Origin of the sequence: Labilibaculum manganireducens, from assembly GCF_963665805.2 — a bacterium.
Lineage (GTDB): Bacteria > Bacteroidota > Bacteroidia > Bacteroidales > Marinifilaceae > Labilibaculum > Labilibaculum manganireducens.
On record NZ_CAXXEE010000003.1, the window covers coordinates 472,845 to 486,553 of the forward strand.

Consider the following 13,709-nt stretch of genomic DNA (forward strand, 5'->3'; position numbering starts at 1 on the left):
TCTGAAAATTAGCCTATGAAAGATTCTACTCTTAATTCTTCTTTTGCCTCATTGTTACTTCGGATACTGTATGCTATTTTTCTTTTTACAGGTATTTCTATAGAAGTTAATGCTCAAACAGATCGTGTAATGCCAACCTCAGGGACTACAACTGTGAATGTAGTGACTGGAGATCGCTTTGTTGATAGTGGAGGGGCTACTTCTAATTATGGAAGAAATGAATCTGGTGTTATTATTTTTAGTTCAGCACCAGGTACTGTTATTCGTGTAGTTTTCACAAATTTTGCAGTTGAACAAAGCTGGAATTGTAATAAGGATGCTTTAAGTGCTCATGATGGAAACAGTACTGGTTCCACTCAGATTGGTACTTATTGCGGATATAATCTGCCTTCAATAATTACCTCTAGTGGGAATTCAACTACATTTTCTTTTGTTTCTGATAATAAATGGTCGACTAATTCAGGTTGGGTGGCCGAAATTTTGGTTATCGATGAAAGTGAGGCATTTTGTATACCATCTGTATCTAACTACCAATGGGGAAATAATGAATATATTAGTAACGTGCTTATTGGTGATATTAATAATAATAGTGGTTCTGATGGGTACAGCGATTATACAAACTCTCAGTCGACCGATGTTAAAATTGGGACTGATAATTTGTTGACGGTCACCAATGGTCGTTATGATAATGATACATATGGGGTTTGGGTGGATTGGAATCAAGATGGCGATTTTGAAGATGCAGGAGAGACCATTGCATCGGAAAGTGGTGATGATGTTTTTACCGTAATAGTTACTCCGCCTTTTGGTGCCGTGGTTGGAACTACAACAATGCGAATAAGAGTTAATTATTTGGATACAGCTACACCATGCGAGAATACAACTTGGGGAGAATTGGAAGACTACACCTTGAATGTAATTGCGAGCGGAGCCAGCCCGATTGCAATATGTAAAAGTTACACAGTTCAGCTTGATGCCTCTGGAAATGCAAATATAACTCCAGCAAATATAAATAATGGAAGTAATGATGTTGAGACAGCCAGTGCCGATTTACTATTGAGCTTGGATAAAAGTACTTTTGATTGTTCGAACATAGGTGTTAATGCGGTGACCCTTACTGTTGAAGATGAAGATGGGAATCAATCAAATTGTACTACGAATGTTACAATTGAAGATAATCTAGCTCCATCCTTATTGAATTTAATTGCAGAATATTATAATGGAGTAGCTTTTGATGAACTGAAGTACTCAGAATCTGTGACAGAGATTAATACCAATTGGGGGAATGGCTCTCCAAATACAGCTCTTCTTGGAAATGATAATTTTTCAATTCGCTATAGTGGAAGTTTTGTTGTTCCTGAAACTGGAGATTATACTTTTTATACAAATTCAGATGATGGAGTACGTCTTTTTGTTGATGGTTCCATGATCATTAATAATTGGACGAATCATGCTCCCGTGATTAACCCTGCCACGCTAAGCTTAAGTAAGGGCTCACATACAATTACACTTGATTATTTTGAAAATGGAGGAGGAGCTGTCATTGAATTGGAATGGGAGTCTGCTGATGCAGGAATAGCCCGGCAGGTGTTCTCTAAATCATCTATTGCTGATCATACAACTGTCGAAATTACATTAATACTTAATGAATCGGGTGCAGCCACTCTAAATGCAATAGACGTAGATCCGGGTTTTATTGATGCCTGTGGGGTGACGTCTAGAAGTCTGAGTAAATCAAGTTTCTCAAGTGCAGATATTGGAGTTAATACTGTAGTGCTTACAGTTGAAGATGCTGGTGGAAATTCTACAAGCTTTAATGTAAAAGTGACTGTTCAGGCTTTTATACCTGAGGTTAGTCTGTCCGTTGATGTAAATTCAATCAATGAGAATGGTGGAAAGGCCTTTCTTACAGCCACATTAAATGGAGTTGCTTCTACTGATGTTTTGGTTGATCTCGCTATGTCTGGTGTTGCTTCAGCTTCAGATTATTCAATATCTAAACCTCAGATTAAAATACTGAAGGGGAATTTAACAGGCAGTGTAACCTTAAGTGCCGTTGATGATTCAGACGTTGAAGGGAATGAAAGTTTGAATGTTAGTATTTCTAATGTTACAGGAGGAACAGAAAATGGGACTCAGATGGTGATGATTTCTATTGTTGATGATGATCTGCCTTCGACTGATCCCATACAGGTTGACCGACAAAGTCCTGAAAATGGCTATTCTCCTAATGAGTTAGTTCAGAATGTTTTAGTGAATGGTTGTTTGGTTGCTGATAATGTAACATACGGAGGGGATGTTAATCGAGGAATAGGATATTTTAATGCAGGAACTTCAGATTTTCCTCTTTCATCCGGAATTATACTTTCAACAGGAAATGTTCAGTCTGCTGAAGGCCCAAATAATAGTACTGGTGTAAGTTCAAATATTGGAGGTGCAGCCGTTGATGCAGATGTTACCAGATTGACTGGTAGCCCAAATGATGTTCAGATTTTGGAATTTGATTTTATTCCAGCTGGAGATAAGCTTGAGTTCAGGTATATATTTGCTTCTGAGGAATATCCGGAATATGCCTGCGGATCATACAATGACGTTTTTGGATTTATTATAAGTGGACCGGGAATTTCAGGGCCATTTTTAAATGGAGGAAAGAATATTGCCTTACTCCCAGGGAGTTCGAATTTTGTATCAATTAACAATGTTAATAATAGTGGTTGTGGTAGTTCAACTTATTACGTTGATGGAACAGGAGGATTTGCAACCCAGTTTGATGGACGGACTACTGTATTGACCGCTAATGCCGATGTTCTTCCTTGTCAAACCTATCATATCCGATTGATAATTGCAGATGTTGCGGATGATAAATATAATTCTGCAGTATTTCTTGAGGCTGAAAGTTTTAAATCTAACGAAGTTGTGATTCAAAATGGAATAGGCATTGAGAATGATGTTGATATTATGTATGAAGGTTGTAGTAATAGTTATATCAAATTTGTTCGGTTAGAGAATTTAGATGGAGAAATGAAATTTGATTTAAATATTTCAGGAACTGCCGAAAATGGTGTTGATTATATTTATGTAGATCAGTTGGGAAATCAGATTGGAGATGGTAAGTTGCCAAGTTCGGTTACTATACCTGCAGGAATTGCTGAGGTTGTTTATTACTACAAAGCATTATCTGATACGGGAATTGAAGGCGATGAAGAGTTGCGTCTCTCTTTTCTAAAAAGTTGTCCCTGTTCAGCACCGGATTACTATGAAAAGGTTGTGACTATTATTGATGTACCTGAAATAGAAGCTTCTCCAACAAGTTTGGTTTCTTGTATGGGAGCTACACCTGTTGCTACAATAACAGTTGATTTGAAGAATGGTTTAGATCCGTCAGATTATCAATATAGTATAGATGGAGGAGCTTTTCAGGATGACAATGTTTTTACACTAAATAATCCGACGGTAGGAACAGTTTATACCGTTACGGTTCAAGATAGATTTGCTTGTCGTTCTGAAGATTTTGATGTGACTATTCCATCGGTAACTCCTATCGCCGCGGAAGCAGGACCATCTAAACAAATTTGCGAAGGTGCAACTGTTCAGTTAAATGGTAGTGGAGGTATTTATTACGAATGGTCTTGTTCTCCTGCATCTGGATTAACGTATTTAAGTAATGTTAATTCTTCAAACCCTACTGTAGCAAATACTATTCCTTTTGGAACATATACATATACATTAACTGTTAAAGAGTCATCATCAGCTTCGGCTTCCTGTATTGATACCGATTTTATGGTTCTGACGGTGAATGAAAATTCACATTTTACGATCGCTTCAGATAAAACAGAATATTGTAGTGGAGAGGTGATTAATTTAGCTTCAACTATTTTAAATAGCAGTGGAGGTGATATCTATTCATGGACGCCTGTTGCAGGTATTGCCAGCCCAACTTCTGCGAATACAACTGCAATTTATAATACTGCGGTTCTAAGTGCTAAAGATTTTTCATTAACAGTTACAAAATCAAATGGTTGTAAAAATACGGAGTATATATCTGGGGTGTTAGTAAATCCACATCCGCTTGTGTCTCTTAACCCATCAAGCAATCTTTGTTCAGATGGAAGTAATGGTTTATTAAATGTAGATGTATCTGGAGGAACACCTTTTGGTTCTACTCCCCTTTATAATTATTCGTGGAGTCATGATGGAAGCCTGAATTCATCCAATGCAACAGGACTTAATTCTGGTAGTTATTCTGTTACAGTAACCGACTCTAAATCATGTGCCGAAGTTGGAAGTTACATTATAGGGACTGAACCTGCCCCTAAGGGAATATATCACGAATAGATACTAATATTGCAATGTTATTTAAATTGCAAATAAATAGTGCGTGGTAGATATTGGGTTAAGAATGGTGTAGAGCGTCTGTTTTTATAAAATTAGACTAGCGGTATTAAAACCTTGATTAATGAAAGATATTTTTAGGTTAAACAAAAATAAGTTACATAAAAAAATGCTTAAATCTGTGTTTTGCAGCTTGTTGTTGAAAAATTAAACAAATAATAAGCTGTTTATTATAAATAAAACACAACACTTTTTAACAATTGCCGTATCAGTGATTAGTTATAAGAAAAAAATGATTTATTTTGTTGCCTAATATATAATTTCCACTATAAAACAGAACGCTTGACGAAACTTTTACACATAAAAATTTTCATACTGGTTATTCTGATTACTTTGGTAAAAGTCGATCTTTATGCTCAGACAGTATTATCTCCTGCGGAAGATGTGTGTGCTGGTGAGTTAAAGCAATACAAGGTTGAAGGAAGTGCTGGATCTACAATTTATTGGTCTGTTGAAGGAGGTACCGTTTACAATGGTGGTTCTCCTGTTATTGATCAGGATTTGGTGACACCTGGGTTTCAGTATAGTGAGCTTATTGTTTCTGGTGAAAGTTTAATTGGAATATTGTGGAATGTTACTGCGGGAGATTATTTGGTTCGAGCATTTGAAGAAACAGCTGGTTCGTGTGTTTCTGCTAATATGGATCTGACTGTTACCGTAAGTAATTTACCGGATCAAAGTCTTACACTTAATAATTCTGCTGTTTGTCCTGGAGGAACAGCATCAATAACTCTTACTAACAGTGAATCTGGAGTTAATTATCAATTACGTTTAGATAGTGATGATAGTGATGTTGGAACTGCGATCGCAGGAACCGGTGGGAACATCACATTTGATGTTAATCCGTTAGTAACTACTGTTTATAATGTATACGCAGAAAATTTAGTTTCTACATGTGGTGTTGAGCTTGATAACAAAAGTACAGTAACAGTTGAGGATGTAATTGATCCTGTCGCAGTATGTCAGAATGTAACAATACAACTAGATGCTTCTGGTAATACAAGTATAACTCCTGCTCAAATTGATAATGGAAGTACCGATAATTGTACTGCAGTTGCTTCTCTTGAATTTTCCTTAGATAAAACAAATTTTACCTGTGCTGATTTAGGTGCAAATACGGTTGTTTTAACTGTGACAGATGCATCTTCTAATGTCGGAACGTGTAATGCAATAGTAACTGTTGAAGATACGACTAAACCTGTAGCAGACGCAGCAAGTTTAGCCGATGTTACAGCCCAGTGTGAAGTAACAAGTTTAACAGCACCGACAGCAACCGATAATTGTGACGGAGCAATCAGCGGAACACATTCAGAAACGTTCCCGATTACAGCATCAAAAACTGTAGTTTGGACTTATACTGACGGATCAGGCAACAGCACAACACAGACTCAGAATGTATTAATTAATGATACAACGGATCCATTAGCAGACGCAGCAAGTTTATCAGATGTTACTGCCCAGTGTGAAGTAACAAGCTTAACAGCACCGACAGCAACCGATAACTGTGACGGAGCAATCAGCGGAACACATTCAGAAACGTTCCCGATTACAGCATCAAAAACTGTAGTTTGGACTTATACTGACGGATCAGGAAATACCAGTACACAGACTCAGAATGTATTAATTAATGATACAACGGATCCATTAGCAGACGCAGCAAGTTTATCAGATGTTACAGCCCAGTGTGAAGTAACAAGCTTAACAGCACCGACAGCAACCGATAACTGTGACGGAGCAATCAGCGGAACACATTCAGAAACGTTCCCGATTACAGCATCAAAAAATGTAGTTTGGACTTATACTGACGGATCAGGAAATACCAGTACACAGACTCAGAATGTATTAATTAATGATACAACGGATCCATTAGCAGACGCAGCAAGTTTATCAGATGTTACAGCCCAGTGTGAAGTAACAAGTTTAACAGCACCAACAGCAACCGATAATTGTGACGGAGCAATCAGCGGAACACATTCAGAAACGTTCCCGATTACAGCATCAAAAACTGTAGTTTGGACTTATACTGACGGATCAGGAAATACCAGTACACAGACTCAGAATGTAGTAATTAATGATACAACGGATCCTGTAATTCCAATACTTTCAGATGTAATTGGAGAATGTACTGCAACAGCCATAGTACCGACTACAACAGATAATTGTGCTGGTGTTTTGACAGGAACAACAAGTGATCCTTTAACATACAATACTCAAGGAACTCACGTAATAGCATGGACTTTTGATGATGGAAATGGAAATTCAATTGTTGTAAATCAGAATGTAATAATTAATGATGTAACAAGTCCAATTTTAGCTGATTTATCAGATCTAAATATTATCGATTGCGCAGAAGATGAAAGCGTAATTCCTCAAGTGAAATCATTTACAGGCTTAGATATACAAGCAACTAGATATTCAGATAATTGCGCAACAAGTTTTATTGTTCAATATCGAATTCAATTACCGGATTCTTCATTTGCAAATGCATACGGTACAAAGGCTTTAGGGGCTAATTCGTTATCGGATCCATCCGGGTTTGAATTTCCTGAAGGAATCTCAATGATTCATTTTAGAGTATTGGATGCTAGTGGTAATATTTCAAATGCACAAACATATACAGTTACGGTTAATCATAAACCGATACCATCAGGAATAATTTATTAAATTTTAAATATAGTCAACATGAAAACAAATTTTACAAAACTATTAAGCGTATGCTTTTTCCTTTTTCTTGGATTTGCAGCTTCGGCGCAGACAGATACAAGAAGTGTTGGAGAAACCAAAGCTTATACTGTTACTCCCGAAAGTGGAAGTAATGGTTTACTGTGGACCCTATCGGGTACCTCAGGAACAGATTGGAATATTACTGCAGGAGCATTGAATTCAGGCTCAATTACAGTTTTATGGATGAAACCAGGTACGTACAACATGACTTTCACTGAAACAGAGAGCCATACAGGAGTTGATTGTTCTACCACAAAAAACTTAACAGTAACTGTTAATGCTGACTTTGATGTAGTGATCGCTGATGCGGTATCGGATTGTGCGACTGGTTCTACCGGTAACTCCACAGTAGACTATACCTTGACTAAGACAAATGGTGCTGCGGATTGGACATTCGATTATGCAACTACAGGTTTAACTCCTGAATTGTCTGGAACTGCAGTTGCAGTATCAGGAAATACGTATACTCTAACTTTAACTGTACCTAATTTAGCTGCAGGTGCGGATCAAACTTTTTCAGTTACTATTAGTAATGTAAAAGATAGTTTTGGTAACAGTGATAATACTGCTGGGAATAATGTTACTGGTGACGTAACTATTTATGGTGTGCCAAATACAGGAAACATTACATTTTAATAAGTTAAAATAAATCGATATGAAATCTCTTTTAAAACTTTTAATGGTTTTCGTGGGAGTATTATTAATTACTAATACTCAGGCACAAAATACAGGTACCACTCCATATGCTGGATCAACGCATGCATATACTATCACAAAAAGTAGTATTGCAGGTACAACCTTAGCTTGGTCTGTAACTTCGGGTACTCCAGGAACAGAGTATAACTTTGTTGGAGCAACGGATGGAGTAACTGCTAATGTAGAATGGTTACTTGCTGGTACATACATTTTACAAGTGGTTGAAACAAGAACAGATGTTACTCCGGCTTGTCCAACAACTCGTCAGATTTCTGTAACTGTAACTGCAAATACATTTGATGTTGTAGCTGCTTTAGTTACTTCTGCAACAGATTGTGCTACTGCATTTAACCCGGTTGTAGATGTTACTGCTGATGGCGATAATTCGAATGATGTATTTGGAACAACTACAAGAGAATATACAGTTAGTATGACTGGTGGAGATATAGCTAAAACATGGTCGTTTGATTATGCAATTAGCGATATTGCTACATCAGATAACGTAACAGGCGTTCTTGTAAATGGAGTTGCTGCTTTAACAGGTACAATTAATGTTCCTGCGAATACTGCATCTAAGACAATTACTGTTGAATACAATACCAATAAAAATACTGCTGGTGTGAATGGACAAGATCCAAATATCTCAATTGCTCTTACTATTTCTAATGGTAAAGATGAGTTAGGAACTCCTGACAGCAATGCAGTAAATGATGTGGCAACTTATACTGTAAATGCTGTTCCAGCAACTACAGGTATTATAACAGACTAATAGTAAACTCTGATAAAATTAATTGATCATGAAAAGATTATTAAAAATAACTCTGGTTCTTGCAATTTCTTTAATTGCTTTTGGAACATACGCACAGGATGCAACTCATGGAGTTGGTTCTATTCATAAATTTACAGTAAATGTGGATGCTAGTAAAGTACATTTGGCAGATCACGTAGGTAACACTTACACATGGGCTGTTTTTCAAGCTGATGGTACAACTGCTGCTGTAAGTGGAACAGATTATTCATTCACATCTGCAGGAGCAGGTGTGGACGCGAATACTGTAAATATTCAATGGTTACAAGCCGGGACTTTCTTTGTGGAAGTAACTGAAGCAAATGTTGCTGGAGCCTGTACAACCTTAAGACGTTTACAGATTCTTGTTTCGACTGGAACTATTGACTTGGCGGTTATTGCATCTGACAATGCAGGTGCTGTTGTTACTGGCGGTGCATTAACTGATTGTAATGATGGCAGTGGAGCACTAATTGATAATATAACGAATGATTTTGGTTCTTCAACTCGTTACTTTACAGTTTCGATGGCTAATGAGAGTAATCCTTGGACAACAGGAGCATGGGGATTTGATTTCGCAACTTCTGTCGCTTCAACTGTAACTTCATCAGCTGGTGGTACTGTAACTGGTTCAAGCGTAGCCGTAGCATCGGGAACTTCGCAAGTGATATTAGCTGTAACAACTGCTAACACTCCTGGAATTTCACCAGCGAATGATATAACATTGAATTTAGTTGCTTCTGGTGCGTTTATTACAACCGGAGCAGGAAATACAAGTGAAGATGTAGCTAATGCAGCTAATAATACACCTGATTCATTTGTTATTACAGCATCACCTGAAACGAGTGTGATTGCTATTGACTAAATATTGTAAAGTTTGTTGACTTACATATAGAATCCTTCCCGGACTAAGGTTCGGGAAGGTAATTCAAACATAAAAATAGAAAGATTTGTTTAAAGGTATACTGCATAGAATTCTGATTGTCATTGTATTTACAATGATGGCTTTGGCTTCAGCTAAGGCACAGAGTCCGTATGTAATATTGCCTGGTAGTACGCATAAACTTACTATTACTGATCATGTTGGGAATACTTATGAATGGAAAGTTTATAAGGTGAGCAACTGGACAGATCAAAAAGACGCTTTATTGGCGGATAATGATGGATTGGGAGGAGATGATGACTTTTTATTTGTTGGGGGAGAATTTGAAAAATCTGAAGTTGACATTATCTTCTTAAATGAAGGAAAGTATTACGCAATTGTGGAAGAGTTTAATGCAGGAACTACTTTTTGTTCTTCTCGAAGAGCTATACCCGTTGAGGTATTTGGCACTGAAGCCACTATTGTATTTAAAGATCTGACATCAGATGATTGTGCTGATTTAGATCCACAGTTTGCTGCAGAAATGATAGCAATGTTTAATTCAGGTACAGTGTTACCTGAATCACAATACCCGATTACAGTGAACTATCGTTTAGATGGGGATACTGCTGATCGAACTGCAACTGTAAGTTTTGCAGATAAAATGCTCCATGTAGCGGGTGTTATTGAAGATGAAAATATTGACACTATAAATACTATTACCATAAAGAGTGCAACCAATAAATATGGGGGTACGTTAAATGTGGTAACAGGAAAAGAAATTCATACAAGAACAATTAATAAGAAACCAAAAATATCGATCATAAATTTAAATTAAACTACTATGAAACTGACTAAAATATTTGGCTTGCTATTTATCAGCTTAATTGCATTTGCAGGAACTGTTAGTGCACAGGATCAAACTGTAACTATTAACACATCTCATACTTATAATGTTGATCCTGTTGCAGGAGTGACTTATACTTGGGCTACAACAGGTGGTACCAGCACTGATCTGGTTGCGCAAACAGGAAATTCTATGACACTGATCTGGGATGTTGCGGGAACATATGATGTAACAGTTTTTGGGACTGATGCAAATGGCTGTTTGACTGAAACAAGAACATCTCAGGTTTTAGTTGTTGGTGCAGCTTCTGTAATGTTTGCTAATTTACCTGCAAATGATGCAGTTGTAAGTTGTTCTCCATTATTGGGTGGTACTTTAACAGTTAGCGATTTCGATGTTGTATTCACCGGTGGTGTAGCTCCGTTCGAATTGACATATGAGATTACTGCTATTGATAATTCAAAAGAAACTAAGGTGGTTACAATGGGTACTGCAGGTGACGCAACTCCTTTAACAGGACAATTGTCAATTTCAGATTTTGAAAATCTAACTGCCGGTGATCAAACAGTAAGCATTCAATTGATTAGTGCAAAAACTGCTGATAATGGAACTGTTGCTGTTGATACTGATCTTGCTGATAACACAAGAAGTGTTACTGTTCATGGTAAGCCAGTTATTTCAGGTACTATTACACTTAACTAGAGATTAGTTTAGGAGTTTTATTTAAATAATTAAAAGAATAAAAATTAGATGTTGAAAACCTTACTACATAAAACACTGCTTACTGCAATAGCCATCCTTTTGGGAGGATGGGCTGTTGTGGCACAGCAGTATGTGGTTAAGGGAACAACACTTAATTTTAAGGTGGATGAAGTTACTGGTTATGAATATCATTGGTCAGTAACACATACATCAAGCGGTTCAGTAGCATATCTTGCATCAAAAACATTTGAATCAGGCGATTATGTATTCGCTAACGAAGGTGATTATGAGGTGAAAGTATATCCGGAGGATTTAGGGACACATTGTTTTGGTGATCCTTTAACCATGATGGTAGTGGTTGATGGCGCAGCTCCAACCGCTGAGTTTGATGATTTAGAGGTACCCTATGTTTGTTCTGCAAATAATGGAGGAGATGCAAATGGTAAAGTGAATATTACCGTTAATTATTCGGGTCCTAAGCCATGGACATTTAAAATTTCAGTGGATCGTGCACCTGCAGTAATGCCTGTTGGAGCAGACGAGCTGTATGGGAATACTTTTGAGTTTGAGCTTGAAATTCCGAATACTACCGGTAAAACACATAGAGCTGAGATTTTGTTGGTTGAAGCTAAAACAGTATCAGGAATTCCTGTAACTGAAGATCTTGCCAATCAAACTTTAGAGGTTGATGTAATGGCCTTGCCAAATACTATATTCGGGGATTATGCTCCGGTAATTCAGGCAGGAACAATTCAGTCTTATACTGCAACCATCGAGAAGAATGAAAATTATGAGCTTTTTGTTCCAGGTGGAGCAACAGTTCTAAATGAAAAGACGAAGAAGCTAAGCGATAAGTTCCATAGTGAATTAAGTTTTGATGTTCAATGGGGAAATACGCCTGGAGATTATCAGATAAAATTGTTGGAGCGCACAGCTTTTGATTGTGCCGGAGATACAATTTATGCAGCTATTAGTGTTGTTGAATCTTTCGTAGTTAGTTTGGGTGGAGATATTCAAATTTGTGAAGGAGAGCGTGCAACTTTAACTCCGACCATCGACTTTGATGGAACTTATACTTACCTATGGTCAGATGGATCAACAGGTTCTTCATTATCCGTAACTGAGACGGGAACATATTCTGTTACAGCAACTGATTCCGGAACAGGTAAATCATCATCGGCAACAGTAAATGTTAATGTGTTAACAGCTCCGCTTGTTGATTTGGGAGCGGATTACGAATTGGCTGATGCTGAAACAAAGGTGTTGGATGCAGGAAATCCGGGATTAACCTATTTCTGGTCGACAGGTGAAACGAGTCAAACAATAAGCGTTAATAGTAGTAATACTTATAGCGTGGATGTAACTAATGTAAATGGATGTGTAGGAACTGATGAAATCATTATAAGCAGTAAAAGCGATGTATTTGCTATAAATTTAGGTGGCGACAAAAACATTTGTGATGGTGAAGAGGTGATTTTAAATCCAAATCCAAGCATTTCTCAAAACTATACTTACCTATGGTCAAATGGAGCAGGAACCTCCACACTTACTGTGAGTGAGTCCGGTATTTACTCGGTAACGGTAAGAGACGGTGCTGGCAATGAAAAAACCGATGAAATTGAAGTAATTGTGCATGCTTTACCAATTGTTGATTTAGGTGGAGATATTACATTATACGATGGTGAAACCACGACTTTGGATGCCGGAGTTTCAGGATCAGGTTTGGTTTACGAATGGAGTTCCGGAGAGTCAACCCAGACAATATCGGTAAGTGATGAAAATGTATATTCTGTGAAGGTTACAGATGAATACTCATGTTATAATACAGATGATATTAGTGTTGTTCGAAAAGACGGTCATAAATTCTCTGTAGATTTAGGTGGTGATATTCAGATTTGTGAGGGTGACAGAGTGTATCTTGAACCAATTATTGATAGAACATTTATTTCTGATCCTATTTATAAATGGATACCGTCAGAGTCAACTGAAAAGGGAATCCTTGTCAATCAATCAGGTAAATATTGTGTTGATGTAACGGATCCATTTGGTAATACAGAAGGAGATTGTATCGAATTAACAGTTAATCCTTCGCCTATTGTGGATCTTGGAGAAGACCTTATTGTTCAAACCGGAGAAAATGTAACTCTTGATGCTGAAAATAATGGTAGCTTCTACCGTTGGTCAACAGATGATATTTCTCAGACTATAAATGTGAGTCAGGCCGGAGAATATTGGGTTGAAGTAACCAATCAACAGAGTTGTATGGGAAGGGATACGATAAATGTAGTTTATCCGGAAGGTGATCAATTTGTTGGATTAGCCAGCGGATTCTCTCCAAATGGAGATGGTAAAAACGATGTTCTGTTTGTTCGGGGTAACAATATTGGTTCAATGAATTTGATTATTTATAACCGATTGGGACATAAAATCTTTCAATCGAACAGACAAGATGTAGGATGGGATGGTACCTATCGTGGAGTAAAACAAGATATGGATGTTTATGTTTTCTTCCTGCAAGTGACCTTCCTTGATGGTAGTTCTGTACAAAAGCGCGGAAATGTTACACTACTGTACTAATATAGTTGATGAATAAAATGGATTATTACTGTTAAATTTCATCATATTAATTATATTTATGCCAAATAATTTGTCGCAAAAAAATAAATGTAAAATAAAATATTTCGCAGTGGGTAATAGGC

The 13,709-nt window shown here is 37.2% G+C and carries 8 protein-coding genes; all 8 read left to right on the plus strand.

Features of this window, described 5'->3' with window-relative positions; translation table 11 throughout:
* Positions 1-15: 15 nt before the first annotated feature.
* The 8 genes from ACHZAX_RS01995 (at position 16) to ACHZAX_RS02030 (ending at position 13,587) form a co-directional block, all read left to right on the plus strand.
* Entirely contained in the window at positions 16-4,335 is a 4,320-nt protein-coding gene (locus tag ACHZAX_RS01995; RefSeq protein WP_320017830.1) for a choice-of-anchor L domain-containing protein, read from the plus strand.
* A 339-nt stretch (positions 4,336-4,674) separates the two neighbouring features.
* Positions 4,675-7,056: an HYR-like domain-containing protein gene (locus ACHZAX_RS02000; RefSeq protein ID WP_320017831.1), complete on the plus strand. Its 2,382-nt coding sequence runs from the start codon at positions 4,675-4,677 to the stop codon at positions 7,054-7,056.
* An 18-nt stretch (positions 7,057-7,074) separates the two neighbouring features.
* Positions 7,075-7,752 (plus strand): hypothetical protein, encoded by a 678-nt coding sequence (locus ACHZAX_RS02005; protein WP_101311383.1) that lies wholly within the window; start codon positions 7,075-7,077, stop codon positions 7,750-7,752.
* Positions 7,753-7,771: 19 nt separating this feature from the next.
* Positions 7,772-8,581: a hypothetical protein gene (locus ACHZAX_RS02010; protein WP_101311384.1), complete on the plus strand. Its 810-nt coding sequence runs from the start codon at positions 7,772-7,774 to the stop codon at positions 8,579-8,581.
* A 28-nt stretch (positions 8,582-8,609) separates the two neighbouring features.
* Entirely contained in the window at positions 8,610-9,464 is an 855-nt protein-coding gene (locus ACHZAX_RS02015; RefSeq protein WP_101311385.1) for a hypothetical protein, read from the plus strand.
* An 85-nt stretch (positions 9,465-9,549) separates the two neighbouring features.
* Entirely contained in the window at positions 9,550-10,299 is a 750-nt protein-coding gene (locus ACHZAX_RS02020) for a hypothetical protein (RefSeq protein ID WP_320017832.1), read from the plus strand.
* Between the two features lie 6 nt (positions 10,300-10,305).
* Entirely contained in the window at positions 10,306-11,010 is a 705-nt protein-coding gene (locus tag ACHZAX_RS02025) for a PKD domain-containing protein (RefSeq protein ID WP_101311387.1), read from the plus strand.
* Between the two features lie 48 nt (positions 11,011-11,058).
* Complete coding sequence (locus tag ACHZAX_RS02030; RefSeq protein ID WP_394698206.1) at positions 11,059-13,587, plus strand: T9SS type B sorting domain-containing protein; 2,529 nt, start codon at positions 11,059-11,061, stop codon at positions 13,585-13,587.
* Positions 13,588-13,709: the final 122 nt, after the last annotated feature.

Coding starts and splice junctions, on each gene's coding strand:
- ACHZAX_RS01995 (WP_320017830.1), top strand. CDS start 16: ATGAAAGATTCTACTCTTAATTCTTCTTTTGCCTCATTGTTACTTCGG.
- ACHZAX_RS02005 (WP_101311383.1), top strand. CDS start 7,075: ATGAAAACAAATTTTACAAAACTATTAAGCGTATGCTTTTTCCTTTTT.
- ACHZAX_RS02010 (WP_101311384.1), top strand. CDS start 7,772: ATGAAATCTCTTTTAAAACTTTTAATGGTTTTCGTGGGAGTATTATTA.
- ACHZAX_RS02015 (WP_101311385.1), top strand. CDS start 8,610: ATGAAAAGATTATTAAAAATAACTCTGGTTCTTGCAATTTCTTTAATT.
- ACHZAX_RS02025 (WP_101311387.1), top strand. CDS start 10,306: ATGAAACTGACTAAAATATTTGGCTTGCTATTTATCAGCTTAATTGCA.
- ACHZAX_RS02030 (WP_394698206.1), top strand. CDS start 11,059: ATGTTGAAAACCTTACTACATAAAACACTGCTTACTGCAATAGCCATC.